General features: G+C 63.6%; 20 protein-coding genes. 6 read left to right on the top strand and 14 right to left on the bottom strand.

Annotated features, from left to right (window positions below):
* Window positions 1–24: 24 nt before the first annotated feature.
* A complete protein-coding gene (locus OSC50_RS13140) occupies window positions 25–1,203 on the top strand; it encodes a GGDEF domain-containing protein (protein WP_266249060.1) in 1,179 nt (392 codons plus the stop codon).
* A gap of 5 nt (window positions 1,204–1,208) precedes the next feature.
* On the opposite strand, the gene OSC50_RS13135 is transcribed toward OSC50_RS13140, so the two are convergent.
* The 3 genes from OSC50_RS13135 to OSC50_RS13125 form a co-directional block, all read right to left on the bottom strand.
* Window positions 1,209–3,395: a GAF domain-containing protein gene (locus OSC50_RS13135; protein WP_253507101.1), complete on the bottom strand. Its 2,187-nt coding sequence runs from the start codon at window positions 3,393–3,395 to the stop codon at window positions 1,209–1,211.
* Between the two features lie 157 nt (window positions 3,396–3,552).
* Entirely contained in the window at window positions 3,553–4,407 is an 855-nt protein-coding gene (locus tag OSC50_RS13130) for a CAP domain-containing protein (protein ID WP_181081829.1), read from the bottom strand.
* An 81-nt stretch (window positions 4,408–4,488) separates the two neighbouring features.
* Window positions 4,489–5,697: an MFS transporter gene (locus OSC50_RS13125; RefSeq protein ID WP_181081828.1), complete on the bottom strand. Its 1,209-nt coding sequence runs from the start codon at window positions 5,695–5,697 to the stop codon at window positions 4,489–4,491.
* Window positions 5,698–5,810: 113 nt separating this feature from the next.
* Between OSC50_RS13125 and OSC50_RS13120 the strand changes: the two genes are divergently transcribed.
* Together OSC50_RS13120 and OSC50_RS13115 are read left to right on the top strand one after the other, a co-directional pair.
* On the top strand, window positions 5,811–6,692 hold the full coding sequence (locus tag OSC50_RS13120) for a LysR family transcriptional regulator (RefSeq protein ID WP_266249063.1): 882 nt from the start codon (window positions 5,811–5,813) through the stop codon (window positions 6,690–6,692).
* A gap of 57 nt (window positions 6,693–6,749) precedes the next feature.
* Complete coding sequence (locus OSC50_RS13115) at window positions 6,750–7,430, top strand: GNAT family N-acetyltransferase (protein WP_266249065.1); 681 nt, start codon at window positions 6,750–6,752, stop codon at window positions 7,428–7,430.
* On the opposite strand, the gene OSC50_RS13110 is transcribed toward OSC50_RS13115, so the two are convergent.
* A complete protein-coding gene (locus OSC50_RS13110) occupies window positions 7,411–8,013 on the bottom strand; it encodes a TetR/AcrR family transcriptional regulator (RefSeq protein ID WP_181081825.1) in 603 nt (200 codons plus the stop codon). The two genes, OSC50_RS13115 and OSC50_RS13110, sit on opposite strands and share 20 nt — an antisense overlap.
* Window positions 8,014–8,084: 71 nt before the next feature.
* On the opposite strand from OSC50_RS13110, the gene OSC50_RS13105 reads away from it, so the two are divergent.
* A complete protein-coding gene (locus OSC50_RS13105) occupies window positions 8,085–8,684 on the top strand; it encodes an NAD(P)H-dependent oxidoreductase (protein ID WP_266249067.1) in 600 nt (199 codons plus the stop codon).
* A 1-nt stretch (window position 8,685) separates the two neighbouring features.
* On the opposite strand, the gene OSC50_RS13100 is transcribed toward OSC50_RS13105, so the two are convergent.
* The 3 genes from OSC50_RS13100 to OSC50_RS13090 all read right to left on the bottom strand — a co-directional run bounded on the left by OSC50_RS13100 (window position 8,686) and on the right by OSC50_RS13090 (window position 11,009).
* Window positions 8,686–9,075, bottom strand: coding sequence for a hypothetical protein (locus tag OSC50_RS13100; protein ID WP_253507116.1), 390 nt, complete (start codon window positions 9,073–9,075; stop codon window positions 8,686–8,688).
* Window positions 9,076–9,106: 31 nt separating this feature from the next.
* A complete protein-coding gene (locus OSC50_RS13095; RefSeq protein ID WP_266249070.1) occupies window positions 9,107–10,363 on the bottom strand; it encodes a 3-phosphoshikimate 1-carboxyvinyltransferase in 1,257 nt (418 codons plus the stop codon).
* A 91-nt stretch (window positions 10,364–10,454) separates the two neighbouring features.
* Window positions 10,455–11,009 carry a UPF0149 family protein gene (locus OSC50_RS13090; protein ID WP_253507120.1) on the bottom strand — a complete coding sequence of 185 codons (555 nt, stop codon included), beginning with the start codon at window positions 11,007–11,009 and terminating at the stop codon, window positions 10,455–10,457.
* A 185-nt stretch (window positions 11,010–11,194) separates the two neighbouring features.
* Between OSC50_RS13090 and OSC50_RS13085 the strand changes: the two genes are divergently transcribed.
* Window positions 11,195–12,007 carry a crotonase/enoyl-CoA hydratase family protein gene (locus tag OSC50_RS13085; RefSeq protein ID WP_181081820.1) on the top strand — a complete coding sequence of 271 codons (813 nt, stop codon included), beginning with the start codon at window positions 11,195–11,197 and terminating at the stop codon, window positions 12,005–12,007.
* A 5-nt stretch (window positions 12,008–12,012) separates the two neighbouring features.
* Window positions 12,013–12,846, top strand: coding sequence for an NAD(+) diphosphatase (nudC, locus tag OSC50_RS13080; RefSeq protein WP_266249073.1), 834 nt, complete (start codon window positions 12,013–12,015; stop codon window positions 12,844–12,846).
* On the opposite strand, the gene OSC50_RS13075 is transcribed toward nudC, so the two are convergent.
* The 7 genes from OSC50_RS13075 to OSC50_RS13045 form a co-directional block, all read right to left on the bottom strand.
* A complete protein-coding gene (locus tag OSC50_RS13075; RefSeq protein ID WP_181081818.1) occupies window positions 12,814–13,593 on the bottom strand; it encodes a TSUP family transporter in 780 nt (259 codons plus the stop codon). The genes nudC and OSC50_RS13075 overlap by 33 nt on opposite strands.
* Before the next feature lie 169 nt (window positions 13,594–13,762).
* A complete protein-coding gene (pcsA, locus tag OSC50_RS13070; protein ID WP_181081817.1) occupies window positions 13,763–14,479 on the bottom strand; it encodes a phosphatidylcholine synthase in 717 nt (238 codons plus the stop codon).
* A 147-nt stretch (window positions 14,480–14,626) separates the two neighbouring features.
* Entirely contained in the window at window positions 14,627–15,553 is a 927-nt protein-coding gene (locus tag OSC50_RS13065; RefSeq protein WP_253507126.1) for a class I SAM-dependent methyltransferase, read from the bottom strand.
* Window positions 15,554–15,646: 93 nt separating this feature from the next.
* A complete protein-coding gene (locus OSC50_RS13060) occupies window positions 15,647–16,135 on the bottom strand; it encodes a DUF1289 domain-containing protein (protein WP_266249076.1) in 489 nt (162 codons plus the stop codon).
* 49 nt (window positions 16,136–16,184) lie between these two features.
* Window positions 16,185–17,435, bottom strand: a complete 1,251-nt coding sequence (locus OSC50_RS13055; RefSeq protein WP_253507129.1) for a ribonucleotide-diphosphate reductase subunit beta — start codon at window positions 17,433–17,435, stop codon at window positions 16,185–16,187.
* Window positions 17,436–17,633: 198 nt separating this feature from the next.
* Entirely contained in the window at window positions 17,634–18,953 is a 1,320-nt protein-coding gene (locus OSC50_RS13050; RefSeq protein ID WP_266249078.1) for an ATP-binding protein, read from the bottom strand.
* Window positions 18,950–19,690 carry a response regulator gene (locus OSC50_RS13045; protein ID WP_266249080.1) on the bottom strand — a complete coding sequence of 247 codons (741 nt, stop codon included), beginning with the start codon at window positions 19,688–19,690 and terminating at the stop codon, window positions 18,950–18,952. Before OSC50_RS13045 ends, OSC50_RS13050 begins: the two co-directional genes overlap by 4 nt.
* Between the last annotated feature and the right edge of the window lie 100 nt (window positions 19,691–19,790).

Below are 19,790 nucleotides of genomic sequence, written 5' to 3'. Positions count from 1 at the left end.
CCGCGTTGCTGGCAGGGTGCCACAATGGCGCCTTTGTCGCGGCAACGGAATCAGGCGTATTTCATGAATGGCCTTGGACACGGGCAGGATCAGGATGAGCGCATCGAGCAGCAAGTGCGGGCCGACCGCCTGCACCAGCTGTTCCGGCAGTCATTCGCGGCGATATTCGGCAGCTATCTGGCGGCGGCGATGCTGTGCTGGTTGTGCTGGGACCGCCTGGATCAACCCATCATGCTGGTCTGGCTGGCGGCCCTGGGCGTTTCATCGCTGTTGCGCATCCTGATGTTCATGGAGTGGTTTCGCTGCCCCAACAGCGAGCGCCTGCCGGCGCGCTGGGAACGGCGCTATTGGATCACGCTGGTGCTTTCTGCGGGGATCTGGGGCGGCGGTGCGTTTGCGCTGATACCCACCGATGACCGCCTGTCCCAGGTGCTGGTCATGCTGTTCACCGTGGGCATGTCGGTGGCTGCGGTGTCCTGTTATTCGGCGTATCGCTACATGACGGTGGTCTCCATCAGCCTCGTGCTGATGCCCTGCACGGTGTGGCTGTTGCTGCAGCCGTCGTCGATGCAGGTCGGCGTCGCGATTGCGGTGCTGGTGTTCTCCACTTTTGTATTCAGCGCCACCCGCAAGCTGTCCGACGCCTTGGAGAAGGCTTTCCGCCTGACGCGGCAGATGGAACGGGCCCATAGCATATCCACTCGTGCCGCACAGACCGACGAACTGACCGGGCTGATGAATCGCCGGGCGTTTTTCGAGCGTGCCCAGGCGTTGTACGCACAGTGTCGACATCACCAGCAGCCGCTGTGCGCGCTGATGCTCGACATGGACCATTTCAAACAGATCAACGACACCTACGGCCACCAGGCCGGCCACCAGGCCGGCGACCAGGTGCTGCGCCAGATCGGCGCAGTGATCAGCACCTCGTTCCGGCAGGCCGACGTGTACGGGCGTCTGGGCGGCGAGGAATTTGCGGTGCTACTGCCCAACACTTCGCTGGAGACGGCGCGCGCTATCGCCGAGCAGTTGATTGCGTCCATCGCCGGCATGGCCGCCGAGCCGGTCAAGGGCCTGTCGGCCAGCCTCGGTGTGGCGTCCACCCACCCTGGGCAGCAGGACCTGCACGGGCTGATGAATACCGCAGATAAAGCGCTGTACCGCGCCAAGGCTTTGGGCCGCAACCAGGTCGCGGTGGCGGAGTAGGGCGCTCAATCCCTGAGCATGGCCTTGATCAGCACGCGAGAGACCTGATCGGCCGAGTAGGGCTTGGGCAGGAACTCAAATCCCTCATAGCCGTTTTCCGCCAGTTCTTCGCTGTAGCCCGAGGTGAGCACCACCGGCAGATCGGCGCGGCGTTGGCGCAACACCTTGGCCATGGCTACGCCGGTCATGCCGGGCATCACCACATCCGAGAAAATCGCATCGAATGCGTTCGCGTCCTGGCCGGCCAGGGTCAACGCCTGTTCGGCATCGGTGGCCCACGTTGTCTGGTAGCCCAGGTCCTGCAGGATCTGGCTGGCGAAGCGTCCGACCTCAAGATTGTCTTCCACGATCAACACACGGCAGTGCGCGGTGTCATGGGCCGGTGCCGGTTCGTCAGTCCGGCCGGGGTGGACCGACGCCTGAGCTTCGACCTGCGGCAGGTACAGGGTGAACACCGAGCCCTGGCCCAGGGTGCTGGCCACGTCGATATTGCCTCCCGACTGTTTGGCGAAACCGAACACTTGGGAGAGCCCCAGCCCTGTGCCTTTGCCGACAGCCTTGGTGGTGAAAAACGGCTCGAAGATACGCTCGATGGTGTCGCTGGCAATGCCGGGGCCGGTGTCGGCCAGTGCGATAGCGATATGCGCCTGGCGCGAGCCGGCATCGCCACGGATGCGCGGCAGCGGGCGTTGGCCGGTGACGCGCAGGGTCAGCGTGCCCTGGCCGTCCATGGCGTCCCGCGCATTGAGGGCGATATTGATCAATGCGGTTTCGAACTGGCTTGGGTCGATCCGTGCAAAACAGGGCTGCGTCGGCAGCTCGACGCGCACTTGAATACGTGCACCGGTGACGCTCTCGAGCATCTCGCCGATATTCTGCACGCGCTGGCCGACGTCGAAGACTTCCGGGTTCAGCGGCTGGCGCCTTGCGAAAGCGAGCAACTGGCTGGTCAACTTGCTGGCGCGTTCGACGGTATCGGAGACCGCGCCCATGTAGCGCTGGCGGCGCTCTTCGGACAAGCCCGGTTGGCGCAGAAAGTCCACCGAGGAGCGAATGATGGTCAGCAGGTTGTTGAAGTCGTGGGCCACGCCGCCGGTCAACTGGCCGATGGCCTCCAGCTTTTGCGACTGGCGAAGTGCCGCTTCGGCCTGGGCCAACGCCAGGGTGCGCTCTTCGACACGCTGTTCCAGAGTGGTATTGAGTTCGGCATAGGCGGCCAGGCCGGCGCGCACATCGGCGTCGGCGCGCACGCGCTCGATATGTGCCCAGGAGCGCTCGGTGACTTCGCGCAGCACGGCCAGGTCGTACTGCGACCACGGCCGCGCCGTTTTGTCGTGAACGGCCATCAGCGCGCTCAGGCGACCGTTGCGGATCAGCGGCATGCAGATGGTGGCGGTCAAGCCCAGTGCCTGGAATTGCGCGGCTTCATGGGGCGGCAGTTCGCGCAGATTGTTATGGATCACCAGCGGCTCACCGGCGCGCAGGCACTTGACCGCGCGCTCGCCGAATGCCGCAAGGCTGTAACGGCCGACAATGCTCGGCGAACCGGGGGCGGTCCAATTGTCGCGGATGGTAAAGCCGTCTTCATCGTCGTCCATGTCGGCGTAGGCGCAGTTGCTCACCTGCAAATGTTCAGCCACCAGGCGGGTGGTGGTGGTCATGATCGCCTGGGCGTCGTTGGCGTTGGTTACCGCGCTGCCGATGGCGTCCAGCAGCGCCAGGCGACGCGCGAGGAACACCGTGGCGGTGGTTTCGGTCACGGTGTCGAGCATGCCGACCACCTTGCCCTGAGGGTCGCGTATCGGGCTGTAGCAGAACGTGAAGTACGCCTGTTCCGGCGCCGGGCCGCGCTCGATCATCAGCGGGAAGTTTTCGATGTAGGTCGCATGGCCTTCGAAGGCCGCGCTGGCGATATGACTGACCTCGTCCCAGACCTCGCTCCAGATTTCACTGAACGGGCGGCCGAGGGCATAGGGCTTGTTGCCTAGGATCGGAATGAAGGCGTCATTGTAGAGCGTGATCAGTTGCGGCCCCCAGACGATCGCCTGGGGAAAGCTCGACGCGAAACACAGCGCCACGGTGGTCTTCAAAACATCCGGCCACTGCTCCAACGGCCCCAGGGGCGTACTTGCCCAATCATGCTGACGAACCTGTTCAGCCATGTCGCTGCTGCTTTGCAGCCAATTCATCATTGGGGTAACACCTTGTTTGCCACGCTCGTTAGTTACTTGGATAGGCCAGGCAGCCAAGCTACAGACCCGAATGGCCGCCGCCAGTTCAGCGGATTATCCACGAGATGGCATTTTGATGCTCTGTTGGTTTTAAAAGGCGAGGGTTGCCGACCGCCCTCTATTGTTGTGTGCCGAACAGCGCCGTCCAATAGATGCCTGCATCGCTCTTCGGGTCCATGGCGTACGCGGCGCCCAGCTCGCGAAATTGCGGGTTCATCAGATTGGCACAGTGGCCGGGGCTGGCAAGCCAGCCGTCTACCACCTTGCGCGGCGTGTCGAGGCCGGCGGCGATGTTTTCGCCGACCGTTTTGGCGGTATAGCCGGCCAGTTCGGCACGGTCGCCGGGGGTACGGCCATCGTGGTCCAGGTGATCGAAGAAATTACCGTTGGCCATATTGCGCGTATGGCTGTTGGCCGCGCCCGCCAGGTTGTCATTCCAGGTCAGCGCGGTGGTGGCGGTAAAGGCTTGCGTACCGCACTGGTGCGGCTGCGCGCGGGCGGCGTTGATCAGGCTGAGCACTTGCTTACCCTCGGTCTGCCAGTCGCCTCGGCCGCTGGACAGCAATGGGCGGGCCAGCACGATGCGCCAGTCCTGGCCTGTGTTGCTCACGCCGATATCGACGTATTGCGGGTCTAGCACCACACGGCAGAAGCTCTCGCTCACCGCCTTCATGGCCGCTGCCGCGTCCTTGGGACCGGACAGGCTGATGGCCTGTACGTTCACCATCGGGTACGCGGCCCGGGCCAGCGCCTGCTGCAGATCGCCGGCGCTGTTGGCCGGCAGCACCAGGCGCGTGTCGCTGGTCAGCGGCGGCAATTCCTGGGAGCCCTGGTCGCCGCAGCGCTGCACCTGGCTGCGGTAGGCGTTGATCTGTTGTACCAACTGACTTTCTTCATTCGCCATCGCGCTGGCGCAGAACACCGTAGTGGCGGCCAGCGTCGTAAGACCCATCATCAATGACAGAACGCGCATGGACGTTACCCTTGAGCTTGAAAGTGCCCATGATGCGCGATGTAACCCGGTCTGGCGCAACGCCTTTTTTGTTTTTTTGCCTCAACGGGTGTTCAGCGGGGTATTCAAAGTGGCAATGCGGCAAACTGCCATCGCAGCGGCCAGGACGATCAGGCCCACCGCGACGCGGAAGGTGATGTGCAGGCCGTGGGTGACAGATGCAGGTGTGGCGTGGATGACGTCCGGGCTGGCCCAGGCGAATACCGCGCCCAAGGCTGACGTGCCGAGAATCAGGCCCAGGTTGCGTGACAGGTTGAGCAAGCCCGAGACCGTGCCACGGCGGGCGGCGTCCACGTTGCTCATGACGGCGGTGTTATTGGCGGCCTGGAACAGGCTGTAGCCGCAGGTCAGCATCACCAGCGCTCCCAGATAGGCCATCAGCCCCGACGCCAGGGACAACAGCAGCGCGCCGCCCAGCAGTGTGCTCAGCCCGATCAGTGTGACGCGCCGGCTGCCCAGGCGGTCGGTCAGGCGCCCGGCGGGTACGCCGGTGAGCGCGGCGACACCCGGTCCGACGGCCATCGCCAGGCCCATCCATTCAGGCGCGAGGCCCAGCCCACGGGATAAATAGAACGGACCGACCACAAAGGTGGCCATGATCACCGCCGACACCAGCGCGCTCATGGCCAGGCCGGCGCGTAATGACGCGGCTTTCAAGGGTGACCACAAGCTGCCGGGCGCGCGTGCGTGCGGCAGATCCACCGGCAGATAGTGCCAGGCCAGGGCGGCAGCCAATAGCCCCAGTGGCGTGCCCACCCCAAACAACGCGCGCCACCCCCACAGGCTGAGCAGCAGGCCGCCGACACTGGGACCCATCGCCGTACCGAGTGCCGACAGGGTGCCGAGCAGCCCCATGACTCGGCCCATATGCTCTTTGGGCACGGTATCGCCCACCAGGCCCATGGCCATCGCCATCATGCTTGCCGCGCCGAGGCCTTGCAGCACGCGCGCGGTAATCAAACCGTTCAACGACGGGGCGACACTGCACACTGCGCTCGCCACCGCGAACAGCAGCAACCCGGCGATCAACACCCGGCGCCGACCCAGGCGATCACCCAAATGACCCGCACTGACGATGACCGCCGTGATGCCCAGCAGGTACGCCAGCACCACCCATTGCACTGCCGGGAACGCTGCGTTGAAGGTCTGTGCCAGCGTCGGCAGGCCGACATTGGCGATGCTGGTGCCCAGCGAGGCCAGCAGCATGGCCAGGCCCAGGCTGACCAGAGCGCCGCGCGAAGAAGCGTGCATGGGGGGATTCCTTAATGATTGTGACTGTCGCAACTCTACGGCCTGACCTACCATGGCGGAAGACGCAGGGATTGCATTGAATACCTGCACAAAACGCCTGTTGGGGAGTGCTGATGCCCGATTTGAACCTGCTGATCACCCTGGATGTGCTGCTGGCCGAAGGCAGCGTCGAACGCGCGGCCAAGCGCCTGCGCTTGAGCCCTTCGGCCATGAGCCGTGCGTTGGCGCGCCTGCGGCACACCACGGGCGACCCGTTGCTGGTGCGCGCCGGTCGGGGCCTGGTGCCGACCCCCCATGCGCTGGCGTTGCGCGAGCAGGTCGGCCGGCTGGTGCAGGACGCCCAGGCGGCCTTGCGTCCGGCACGGGCGGTGGACATGGCCCAGGTCGAGCGCACCTTTACGTTGCGCACCAGTGAGGAGTTCGTCGCGTGTTTCGGCGCCGCGTTGCTTGCCCGCATGGCCCTGGAGGCACCCCGTGTGCGCCTGCGCCTGCTGAATAAAACCGACAAGGACACCGCGCCGCTGCGCGACGCCCGTGTGGACCTGGACATCGGCGTGGTCGACGCCGACGCCGGCCCCGAGCTGTTGACCCAGGCACTGTTCCGCGATCGCCTGGTCGGCGTGGTGCGCAGCGGCCATCCCCTCAGTCGCGGCGCAGTCAGCCTGCAGCGCTACGCCGACGGCCAACACCTGTATGTCTCCCGCCGAGGCCAGGACCGCGGCCAGATCGACGATGCGCTGCAAGCCCTGGGCGTTACGCGGCAGATCCACACCATCGTCGCTGGATTCGCCACCGCCATCGCCCTGGCGCGCGACACCGACCTGATTGCCAGCGTCCCCGAACGCTACATCGCCCATCGCAGCGAGCTGTTCTGCTTTGACCTGCCGCTGAGCCTGCCCACCTTCAGCGTGGCCATGCTCTGGCATCCACGGCTGGACGCGGACCCGGCCCATCGCTGGCTGCGCGGCTGCCTGCGTGAGGTGTGCGGACCATGACCCCGGCGTAACAGGTACAATCGCCACTGCCTTGAAGCCCGACCCCCAGGAATGTGCATGTTCAGCCTCACCCGTTACACCGCACCGTGCCCCGAACCCATCAACGGCCAGATCCTGCAGATGGTGGTGGACAACCTCACCGACATCAGCAGCGTCGCGCTGCCGCCCAGCAACCTGCTGTACAACATTTATCAGTACGCCATCGGCTACGAGGTGCACCTGTACCTGGAGGCGTTGAACGGTGAGAAGGGCATCGCGGTCGAGCTGGTGGTGGCGACGGATGCCGAGGACCCGGAACAGGTGATCGGGTTTCTGTTGTGTCTACCGGTCAAGGATGACCCCGAGGCCTGCGGCATTCCCTTTATGGCCGTGCAGGCCGGGTCGCGGCGCCACGGGGTAGGGCGCGCCATGATGCAGGACGTGCTGGGGCGCTATCCCCATGCGGAACTGGCCTGCTCCGTGGAAAAGGTGCCGGCCTTCCAGGCCATGGGCTTTCAGGTACGCGGTGCGCGCGACACCCAGGTGCTGATGAACACGCGCCACTACGGCACCGACGGGTTGATGGGCGTGCTGGACGTGGCCGCGATTTACCGCTCGCTGGAAGTGCAACAGATTCACACCTACCTGCTGCAACGGCACGGCAAACGCGCCATGGTCGACGCGGAGCGCCAGCGCGACCGGCACCTGGATCAACTGGCGCGCAAGGTGCAGGTGTTCGTCACGGGCGCGGGCGATTGACCATGGCTGAAATGCTGGCCTGCAATTCCTGTTGCGCCTCTTCGCGGCTGATCTCGCCGTTGGCCGCTGCGTGGGACAACGCCTCGGCCGCCCCGAGCATTGCCCTCAAGCCGGCTTGAGACACCGTGCCGGAGGGGGCGAAGGGCGTCAGGACATCGCGGCACTTGTCGAGGAAGATCGCTTCGTACTTGCGCTTGAGGGTTTCCAGTTCCGGGGAGCTGCTCAACGCCGCGATCACGCCCGGGATCTCACGGCCCTGCAGTAACACGCAATCGACGTAGGACGAGGCAATCACACCTGCGCGGCCTTCCAGGGTGGCCTCGCTGGCGTCGAGTGCGTCGACGAAAGCCTGGTTCTGGCGCCCGTCGAAGTCTTCGTACAGCGCCGCCAACAACCCCGCGCGGGTGACGAAATGGTCATAGACCACCGGCTTGGTGACGCCGGCCAACTCTGCCACACGGCCCAGGGTCAGGGCATCGGTGCCTTCATCGCGCACCAGTTGCCAGGCCACCTCCAGTAATTGCTGCAGGCGATCTTCGCGGGACAGACGACGGCGGGGTGCAGGGGAATCGTGGCTTGACATGCTTATATACCAAAAGTAACTTACTGTTCGTAACTTAAGCCCAGAGCCTAAACCGAACCGGAGTGAATGTCATGCACGCACTGATCGTTGTTGCCCATCACGACCCGCAATCCCTGACTCACAGCATCGCCGCCCAGGTAGCCGATGGCCTGCGCCTATCGGGTCACACCGCTGAAATCGCCGACCTCGCCGCTGAGGGCTTCGACCCCCGTTACAGCGCCGCCGACCATCGGGTGCACCGCGAGCGCGCCGCACCACCGGCCGATGTGCTGGCCGAGCAAGCCCGCATCGACCGCGCCGATGCGTTGGTTCTGGTGTTTCCCATTTATTGGTGGTCGATGCCCGGCCTGCTCAAGGGTTGGATTGACCGCGTGTTCGTCAACGGTTGGGCCATCGACTACGGCCCGGACACCCCGGTCATGAAAAAACTCGGGCATTTACAGGTGCACCTGCTGGCGCTTGGCGCGGCGGACTTCAGCGCGTTCGAACGGCATGGTTATGCCCAATCGATGCACACGCAGATTGACTACGGCATCTTTGATTACTGTGGCGCGAAGGTGCTCACATCCGAACTGCTACTGGACTCGGAAAGCGGCAGCGCAGAGGCCCATTTGAGCACCGCGAGAACCGTGGGCCAGGGCCTGTTCAAGGCCGAGACGGTGGCAGGTTGATTTACCCGTCGCGAAACAGGTCGTGGGCGTCCAGCAAGCGATAGGCAATCTCCGGACGTTTTTCCATGCCCCGGCGAATCGCCGCCGGAATGGCCTGCCGGGTTTTGCGGCACAGGCCGGGCAGGTCGTCGATGACAATCTGAATGCCGCGCATGCTCTTGACTTCGGTATGGCCCGGCGCGACGTGCACGCGGATGCCCAGCAGTTCGTACATGCGTTGCTGCATGCGCTCCAGGTCCTGCAGGTTCTGCAGGTTTTCCAGACGTTCAAGCAGGCGTTTTTCTTCCTGGCGGGTGAGGCCGAGGATGCGTAAGTCGGCGTCGGGCGCTTGCAGCAATTGCTCGCGCTCGCATACGCAGGCGCCGGGTGGGCAGGGTTGGCGAATGTTCATGTTCAGTCCTCCCCATTCCGGCGCGCCGGGCTCAATAGGTCAGCGCGACACCCAGGCTGCTCAGGGCCTTCCAGTAGTCGGGATAGGTCTTGGCCACGCAGTCCGGGTTCTGGATGCGAATGCCCGTCACCTTCAACCCGGCCAGGGCAAAGCACATGGCGATGCGGTGATCGGCGTGGGTGTCGATCAGCGCCGAGCAGGCGGTGCCGGCTAACGCCGGGTCACTGGCCACCAGCAGGTCGTCGCCTTCGATGGTCGCCAGGCCCGGGCGGATTTCATTCAGGCCGTCGTGCAGCGCCTGTACCCGGTCACATTCCTTGACCCGCAGATTGGCCAATTCGGTAAAGCGCACCGGGGTGTTGTTGAACGCCGCCAGCACTGCCAGGGTCGGGATCGCGTCCTGCATCTGCGAGCCCACCACGGTGGCCTGCATATCAGGGAACTGGGCGATCAGCGCCTGCGCCTTGGCATCCGGTTGGGTGAAAGCCTGGGCGGCCACGCCAATGTCGATGCGGCCAGCGGTCAGCGCTTCGGCGGCCCACAGGTAGGTGGCGGCGGAAGCGTCCGGTTCGATCAGGTAGTCATGGGCGGTGTAGCCCGTTGGCGCGACGCGCCAGGTGGTGTCGTCGACAGCGTCAACCTGCGCACCGAAGGCGCGCATGCAATCCAGGGTCAGGTCCACATAGCCGCGGGCGCCGATGTCCTTGCCGGTCAGTGCCACTTCAATCGGCGCTTCACCGCAGGCGGCAAGCATCAGCAGGGCCGATACGTATTGGCTGGACAGCCCGCCGTCGATCTCGAAGCGCTTGGCCTGCACCTTGCCACGGCCATGCACGGTAACCGGTGGGCAACCCGTCGGGCTGTCGACCTGGATGCCGTTCCGGCCGAGGGTGGCCAGCAGCGGGCCGATCGGGCGCTTGCGCATGTAATCGTCGCCATCAAGCACCACGGTGCCCTGTACGGTGGCCACCGCGGCGGTGAGAAAGCGCATGGCGGTGCCGGCGTTGCCGAGAAACAGCGGTTGTGTCGGCAACTGCAGCTTGCCCTGGCCGGTGACCACGAACGTGGTGTCGTCCGGCTCGTCGATGGTCACGCCCATCTGGCGCAGGGCCACCGACATGTGGCGGGTGTCGTCGCTTTTCAGCGCGCCGCTCAAGCGGCTGGTGCCCTTGGCCAGGGCCGCCAGCAGCAGCGCGCGGTTGGTAATGGATTTGGAGCCGGGGGGCGCGACCTTGCCGATGAGCGGGGCGTTGGGTGGCGTAACGGTCACGGTTTTCTGCGAACTCAAGGTACAAGGCTCCTGATTCAAGGCAAGGTGGCACGGAGTGGCCGACGGGGCGGACCCGAATAATCGGGTATTGATGCCGTGCTGTCGAGGCTTAGCGCTGGCTCGACCAGTAATCATGCAGCGCCCGCGCCGCCGGTTCGATCTCGCTGGCGCGCTGCTGGTGGGCCGGGATATCCAGGTCGGCGGGCAATTCGAAGTTGTCCTGCTCGGCGCACCAGGAGATTTTTTCCAGGTTCGCCGCCTGTTCCGTCGGCAGGGGTGGCCAGTTACCGATGGCGGCGCCACGCAGGTAGCCGAAGCACCATTCTTCGGCCAGGGTCACCGTCTGGGCCCGATGCTCGGTTTCGTCGAAGCGCGGCGTAAAGCTCCGGGCGTCGCCGGCCAGTTGGGCCGCCAGGGTGTTGAGGTGGCGCACGCACAGGTCCAGAAACTGCTGCGCTTGGTCGGCGCTTTCCCACTTGGGGTTCTGGCCGCCCCAGATCGCCGGGAACCACTCGTCGATGGCCACCGGCGCCGGGCCGGAGACCAGGGCGGTGAAGTAGCCGTCGAGTTCGGCCACGTTCAATACCGAATGGTCATCGCCGTACCTGAGCAGGGTGTCTTCGAGGGCTTCGAAATCGGCGGGGGCGAGGGGCTGGGCGTGCATGGGCATATCCTTCAAACGTCGAGCGCCGCGCACTGCGCGGCTTAAAGCGCGAAGGATGGCGCGTGCGCGAGGTTTTATCCAGCGTCTTTTCGATCCCGGCGACCAGTCCCGCATTTGGCCGATGCGCCGTCGCGCAGCCTTGTTATAGTCTGGGCCTTCTCACCCGTCAGTCAGGGATCATGGCCATGTCCGAATACCAAGCCTTCGTCGTCGAACTCCACGACAACGTTGCCCATGTGCAGATCAACCGCCCGGAAAAGATCAACGCGATGAACGCCGCGTTCTGGACCGAGATCATCGACATTTTCCAATGGATCGACGACACCGACGCCGTGCGCGCCGTGGTACTCAGCGGCGCCGGCAAACATTTCTCCTCCGGCATCGACTTGATGATGCTGGCCTCGGTGGCCAATGACCTGGGCAAGGATGTGGGCCGCAACGCGCGCCTGCTGCGGCGCAAGATCCTTGAGCTGCAAGCCTCGTTCAACGCCGTGGACACCTGCCGCAAGCCGGTGCTGGCGGCGATCCAGGGCTATTGCATCGGCGGCGCCATCGACCTGATCAGCGCCTGCGACATGCGCTACGCCGCCGAGGACGCGCAGTTTTCCATCAAGGAAATCGATATCGGCATGGCTGCCGACGTCGGCACTTTGCAACGGCTGCCGCGCATTATCGGCGACGGCATGCTGCGCGAACTGGCCTATACCGGGCGCATGTTCGGCGCCGAAGAGGCGCGCAGTATTGGCCTGGTCAACCGTGTGTATGCCGATCACCAGAGCCTGTTGGCCGGCGTGCTGGAAATGGCCCGTGACATCGCGGCCAAGTCGCCGATCGCCGTGACCGGCACCAAGGCGATGATCAGCTACATGCGTGACCACACGATCAATGATGGCCTGGAATACGTTGCCACCTGGAACTCGGCTATGTTGCAATCCAACGACCTGCGTGTGGCCATCGCGGCTCACATGAGCAAGCAGACACCCGAATTCGTGGATTGATAAACATGACCCCAGGCTGGATTACCACAACGCTGCTGGACAACGACGCCCCCGGCGGCTGGGCCGTCGCCCGCAGCCGCGAGGGCTTTTTGCATGACGCCAATGGCCCGCTGTTCCCCCGGGAATGGCTCAAGCGCCAGGACCTGTCGGTGTTCGCCGAACACGGCATCGGCCACCTCGACGGCGAGCCGGTGTACCTGCTTGAGCTCAACTCGGCCGGCGAGGTGCCGGGTTGCAGTTGGCAGGGCTTGCGCGGCTTTATGCTGCAGGGCGATCACACGCTCTACAAGGTCCTGGGCTATGCCGCGCAGATCGGCACCTGGGCCCGCGAACATCGCTTTTGCGGCAGCTGCGGCCAAGCCATGGCGCAGGTGCCGCGCGAACGCGCGATGTATTGCCAGGCGTGCGACCTGCGCAGTTACCCGCGCATCTCGCCGAGCATGATTGTGCTGGTGACCCGTGGCGACGAGATTTTACTGGCACGTTCGCCGCGTTTTGTGACCGGGGTCTACAGCACGTTGGCCGGATTTGCCGAGCCGGGCGAGTCGGCCGAAGACTGCCTGATCCGCGAGGTGCGCGAAGAGGTGCAGGTGGAAGTCAGGAATATTCAGTATGTGGGCAGCCAATGCTGGCCGTTCCCGCATTCGATGATGCTGGGCTTTCATGCCGAATACGCCGGTGGCGATATCGTGCCCCAGGCCGACGAGATCGAAGACGCACAGTGGTTCAACATCCATGACCTGCCGCCGTTGCCGGCGTCACGCTCGATTGCGCGCTACCTGATCGATCTCTATGTGGCGCGCCGCTTAGGCCACGCTGAACCAGTGCTGCCAGGCTAGGCGCACGGTCAGGCCGAGGACCACGGTGATAAACACCGGACGAATGAATTTGGCGCCGCCGCTGATTGCGCTGCGAGCGCCAAAGAAGGCACCCCCCATCACCGAGATCCCCATCGCCAGCCCGACTATCCAGTCCACCGAACCGTTGAAGATAAACACCGACAGCGCTGCCGCGTTGCTGACGAAGTTCATGCTGCGGGCCACGCCGCTGGCTTTGACCAGGTCGATGGGGTGCAGCAGCAGGGTGCTGACGGTCCAGAACGCGCCGGTCCCCGGGCCTGCTACACCATCGTAGAAACCCAGGCCGAAGCCTTGGGTGGCCTGCCATTTCTTCTTGATCGGTGCGTCGGCTTCCAGCGGTGCCTTGGGCGTGCCGCCGAACAGCAGGTACAGACCGCAGGCGAATACGATGACCGGGAGCATTTTGTTCAGGGTCTCGGCCGGCAGGTAATGGGCGACCACCGCCCCGGCAAGCGCGCCGACCAGCGTACCGACGATGGCGTGCACCCACTGGCGCGGGTGGAACAGCTTGCGACGATAGAAGGTGAAGCTGGCGGTGGCCGAGCCGAACGTGGAACTGAGCTTGTTGGTGCCCAGCACCAGGTGCGGCGGCATGCCGGCGGTGAGCAGCGCCGGGGTGGTCAATAGCCCGCCGCCGCCGGCGATGGCGTCGATGAATCCGGCAATAAAGGCCACAACGGCAAGAATGGCGAGGGTGGTGAGGTCAACGCTGAGTTCGAAGGGCATGGGCAGGGCTTATGGTTGGCAGGGCGCTATGCGGAAGGTCGCCATCTTACCTGCCGAATGTATGCAGAACCAACTGTGGGAGGGGCTTGCCCCCGATTGCGGTGTATCAGTGACAGATAAGCTGACTGACACATCGCCATCGGGGGCAAGTACTCTCCCACCTATTTGGCTATTTGTGGGTGCCCAGCCACTCCAGCGCGGTGCGCCAGATGCAAATCCCCAGAAAGTATGCCGACATCAGCGACCACAGGCCGAATGTCCACGGATTGGTGTTGGGATAATCCACGACCATCAAAAAGCTGCACAGCAACCAGATGGTGGTCACCGCGATATTGATCGGCATAAAGCGCTTGACCCGAAACGGGTGCAAAAACTTCATCGGCGTGACGGTCAGCAGGGCCAGGCCGATGACCGTCAGCAAGGTCACCCAGGCGTCCGGCTGGATGATGTACACGCACAGGGCCACCACATTCCAGGCGGCGGGGAAGCCGACGAAATAGTTGTCCTTGCTTTTCATATTGACGTTGCAGAAGCAGAACAATGACGACACCAGGATCACCGACACGGTAAACAGGTGAGTAAAGTCCGGCAGATCGATGTAGCGGTAGATAAACAGGGCGGGGATGAACACATAGGTGAGGTAATCGATCACCAGGTCCAGCACCGAACCGTCGAAGCTGGGCAGCACCGTGCTGACATTGAGGCGGCGCGCCAGGGAACCGTCGACGCCGTCCACCACCAGTGCCAGGCCGAGCCACAGCAGGCAGGCCTTGGGCGAGTTTTCCAGCAGGGCCAGGGTGGCGAGGAAGGCCAGGACCACACCGGTGGCGGTAAAGCCGTGGGCGCCCCAGGCTTTGATTCTGGCTACATGCAGGGTCGATATCACGGGCGGTTCTCCAAAGGTGGAACGGGGCAGCCGACAACGTGACGCCGTCGGGTCTGGCCGGGGAATGCAGGTATCGACCGGGTAGGGGGGGATAAGGTTCACCGCCCGGCGTATCGCTTAGGGTAGCAAGCGTAGGACTTTTCGGCATCAGTCCTGGCGAAACACCAGGGCTTTCAGACCACTTTGCGCATCGATATCGGGAAATTCGGGCGGGTTTTCCAGACGCTGTACGAAGCGCAGACCCGGCGCCTCGCGTGTCACGCCGTCGATCAGGAAATCTTCGCCGAGTGCCGGGTCGTTCATGCACGCCAGCACCGTGCCATGGGCGGCGAGCAAGTCCGGCAGGCGGCGCAGCACGCGTTGATAGTCCTTGGTCAGCAGGAAACTGCCCCTCTGGAACGACGGTGGGTCGATGATCACCAGGTCATAAGGGCCGCTGTTGATCACCTTGGCCCAGGATTTGAACAGATCGTGCCCAAGGAACGTGACCTTGCTCAGATCATGGCCGTTAAGCCGATGGTTATCGCGGCCGCGGCTCAGGGCGCCGCGCGCCATGTCCAGGTTCACTACCTGCTCGGCGCCACCTTCGATGGCCGCCACGGAAAAGCCGCAGGTGTAGGCAAACAGGTTGAGTACCCGCTGGCCCCTGGCCTGTTCGCGCACCCAGTTGCGCCCGTAGCGCATATCGAGAAACAGACCGGTGTTCTGTTTTTTACCCAGATCGATCAGGTAACGCAGGCCGCCCTCGGTAATGATCAGCTCATCGATCGCTTGCCCCACCAGCCATTCGGTGGTGCTTTGTGGCAGGTAGCGGTGCTGCAGGGCGACGGTGTGCGCACCCGCGTGTGCCCAGTCGATGTCCAGCAGCATGCTTTTCAATGCCTCCAGATCTGCCGGTTCCGGCGCTTTGAACAGCGCCACCAGCACCACGCCTTGCAACCAGTCCACGGTCAATTGCTCCAGGCCCGGCCAGCAACGGCCTCGGCCGTGGAACAGACGCCGGGTTTCACTGGGCGGATCAGCCAGTGCGGTGAGCAGATGGGTGTGCAGAGTGGCAAGTGCGTCAGGGGTCATCGTTGAGCATCAGGTCATTGAGCGGGCGGCATTTTAACCACAAGCAGGGGATTGAGCGGTATGAACCGACGGGCACCTGTTTGAACCCAGGGGTTACAACGCGGCAATCAGGGCGGGCCCAAATGCGTCTTTCAGGAAGCTCGGTGCGATATACCGCTGGTAATGGGCCTCGGACAGCAGGAAAAACTCTCGGTCGATGGCATCGCGCAAGTCCGCCAGATGGCGCTCGCGAAACTCCGGCAGCAGCGCCAGGCCGTAGGCGTCCAGCCTGGAGATTACTCGTGCGCCACGCGCGATCAATTGATACGCCCAGCAATACGGCGACTGGTGCGGCATGAAACGGATCTGGCGGTCCTGCAACTGCTGGCGCAAGCGCTCGACGTCGAACACTTCGAGCTTGCTGGCCATCACCTGCACCAGCAACTGCTCCAGGCGTTGCCACACCGCCTGCTTTTCTCCGGCGGTGTAGCCGTTCCACTGGATCACTTCATGGTGATACCGCTTGCAGCCCCTGCAGACCAGGTCGCCGTATACGGTGGAGCACAGGCCGACGCAGGGGGTCTTGATGGTGTGATTGGGCATAAAAGATATCGGCAAGTAAACAACACGGCCCCCGAAGGGGCCGTCTCAATCAATCCCAGCTCAGCGCGCCGCCGGTCTGGTACTCGATCACGCGGGTTTCGAAGAAGTTTTTCTCTTTCTTCAAGTCCATGATCTCGCTCATCCACGGGAACGGGTTGGTCGTGCCTGGATACTCTTCTTTAAGACCAATCTGCGACAGGCGACGATTCGCGATGAACTTGAGGTAATCCTCCATCATCGCCGCGTTCATGCCGAGAACACCGCGAGGCATCGTGTCGCGCGCGTATTCGATCTCCAGCTGCGTCCCCTGCAGGATCATCTGGGTCGCTTCTTCCTTCATCTCGGCATCCCACAAATGCGGGTTTTCGATTTTGATCTGGTTGATCACGTCGATACCGAAGTTCAGATGCATCGACTCATCACGCAGGATGTACTGGAACTGCTCCGCCACGCCGGTCATTTTGTTGCGGCGGCCCATGGACAAAATCTGGGTGAAGCCGCAGTAGAAGAAGATGCCTTCCAGTACGCAGTAGTAGGCGACCAGGTTACGCAGCAGCTCCTTGTCGGTGTCGACGGTGCCGGTTTCGAACTTCGGATCGGAGATCGAGCGGGTGTACTTCAGGCCCCAGGCCGCTTTCTTCGCGACGGATGGAATCTCGTGGTACATGTTGAAGATCTCGCCTTCATCCATGGCCAACGATTCGATGCAGTACTGGTAGGCGTGGGTGTGGATCGCTTCTTCGAAGGCCTGGCGCAGGATGTACTGGCGGCACTCCGGGTTGGTGATCAGACGGTACACGGCCAGCACCAGGTTGTTGGCGACCAGGGAGTCGGCGGTAGAGAAGAAGCCGAGGTTGCGCATGACGATGCGGCGTTCGTCGTCGGTGAGGCCTTCGGGGTTTTTCCACAGGGCGATGTCGGCGGTCATGTTGACCTCTTGCGGCATCCAGTGGTTGGCGCAGCCGTCGAGGTACTTTTGCCAGGCCCAGTCGTACTTGAAGGGCACGAGTTGGTTGAGGTCGGCGCGGCAGTTGATCATGCGCTTTTCGTCGACGGCGACGCGGGCGGAGGCGCCTTCGAGTTCGGCGAGGCCTTCGGCGACGTCGAGTTTGTCCAGGGCGGCCTTGGCGCGCACGATGGCGGCGGAGTCACTGGCGGTGACGGCGCGGGCTTCGATGGCGGCGGCGGCGCCGGCACCGTCGAGGCGGTCCATGTTGGCTTCGGTGGCGTGGCCGGCGTTGGCGCCTTTGATCACCGCTGTGCCGGTGTCTTCGTTGTCGACTTCATCCCAACTCAGCATCGAAATATTCCTTCAAGGTCTGTTCTGACGGGGTGTGAACCCCGTCCAAAAAAATAGGTGATTTGCAGGCATCAAGGCATTGAAATAGTGCGCAGAGTGTGGTCAGTAAACACCGACGTCTCACACTATGTAGTGGTCTGCATTGTTAGTGGGCACACTATATGGTGTGTAACAAGGTTGGTCAACGCAGCAGGCCGGTTACGTCGTCGCACCCTGCGCGTGCAGCCTGACCTCGGCACAGAGCCCGCCCTGCGAGCGGTTGCTCAAGGTCAGCGAGCCACCGATTGCCACGGCCAACTGCTGCGCGATCGCCAGGCCCAGACCTGTGCCGCCGGTGCCGCGATTGCGCGAGCTTTCGACCCGGTAGAAGGGCTGCAGCACCCGCGGCAGTTCGTCTTCGGCGATGCCCGGTCCATCATCCAGCACCTTGATCGACAGTTCGCCGTCAGCCATGGCCGCGACTTGCACGTGGGCGGAACCGGCGAATTTGAGGGCGTTGTCCACCAGGTTCACCAGTATCCGGCGCAGCGCGTGGGGGCGGGTGTCGAGCACCGCCGCGCTCTTGCCGCTGAGGGCGACCTGTTTGTGCATGTCCTGGTAGTCGAACACCAGGCTGTCGAGAAAGGCGTCCAGGTCGATGCGCTGGCTGGTCTCGCTGGCGCCGTGGACGCTGCGCGCGTAGGCCACGCCTTCGCGCACCAGGTGCTCCATTTCCCCCAGGTCGTTCCACAGTTTGTCGCGGTCGGTGGAGTCTTCCATGAACTCGGCGCGCAGCTTCATGCGGGTAATCGGCGTTTGCAGGTCGTGGGAAATCGCCGCGAGGATCTGCATGCGTTCCTTGAGGTAGTCGGCGATGCGTTGTTGCATGTGGTTGAACGCCGCTGCGGCATGGGCCACTTCGGTGGGGCCTTTTTCGTCCAGGGGCGTGGGGTGGGCGTTGGGGTCCAGGGTTTCCACTGCGCGGGCCAGGCGCGCGAGCGGGCGGATCGCCAGGCGCACCGCGAACCCCGTACAACCCAACAACAGCGCCAGCTGCAGTACCAGCACCACGGGCAGCCAATAGGCCACGGGGACGGCGGCGGGACGCACATCAACAGTGACCGGGCTGCCGTCCGCCAGGGTCAGGTGCGCCTGGAAGTGCGGCCGCGCCCCGGGGATATTTCGAAACGTCAGCGTGTAATGCGAACCCAGCGTCTCGGCAATCGAGGTGGCGGCCATGGGCATGTTATCGCTTGAGAAGGGCTGGCCTGGTTCGCCGGCGTTGAGCAGGTAGCGGTAATTCTGCCGGTTCAAGCGGGGCAGCCAGCTGGCGCGCTCATCGGCGGGCAAACGGTCGAGAATCGCCACCGAGGTGGCCACATCGTTTTCCAGGTTGCCCAGCATCGCCGTGCGCGCGCTGATGTAGCGCTCGTAGAACTGCGCACTGAACGATAATCCATGGGCGCACACCAGGCTGATCAGGAAGATCAGTGACAGTTGCGACGCCAGGGTGCGGGGCCAGCCCAGCCGCCAGCTCATTGGTCGGCCTCGAGGATTTTGACCGGCAGCGAGAACACGTAGCCTTCGCTGCGCACGGTCTTGATATACGCCGACTCACGGGCGTCATCCAGCAGGCGTTGGCGCAGGCGACTGACCAGCAGGTCGATGGAGCGATCGAACAGGTCGGCGTCACGGCCCTGGGTCAGGTTGAGCAACTGGTCGCGATTGAGCACGCGTTGGGGATGGTCGAGGAACACGCGCAGCAGGCGGTACTCGGCGCCACTCAAGGCCACCAGCGTATCGTCATCGTCGAGCAGGTGGCGCGCGGTGGTGTCCAGGCGCCAGCGGCCGAAGCGGATCAGCCGCCCGGTCTCGCTGACCACCAGGTTGGGCGGCAGCATCCGCGTGCGGCGCAGCACCGCATTAATGCGTGCCAGCAGCTCTCGGGCGGCAAAGGGCTTGACCAGGTAGTCGTCGGCGCCCATTTCCAGGCCGATGATGCGGTCGGTCTCGTCGTTGCGCGCGGTCAGCATCAGCACCGGCGTAGTTTTGTGCTTGCCCACCCGCAATTCGCGGCACAGCTGCAGGCCATCGTCGCCGGGCATCATGATGTCCAGCACGATCAGGTCCACGGGAGTGGTCTCCAGAAAGCTGCGCATCTGCCGGCCATCGGCGACCACGGTGGTGCGCATGCCGTTCTTTTTCAGGTAATTGCCCACCAGTTCACGGATCTCCCGGTCGTCATCGACAATCAGGATGTGATCGACATGATCCATGCTGCCTTCCTCGTTGAATGCTCGTTGGGGCGCAGTCTAGCGACTGTCATCCGCGTTGCCTTGTACGCTTTGTATTGCAGTGTATCTGTCGCCGGATGGA

It is taken from the genome of Pseudomonas quebecensis (assembly GCF_026410085.1).
GTDB lineage: Bacteria > Pseudomonadota > Gammaproteobacteria > Pseudomonadales > Pseudomonadaceae > Aquipseudomonas > Aquipseudomonas quebecensis.
This window is presented reverse-complemented; position numbering and strand designations above follow the sequence as displayed.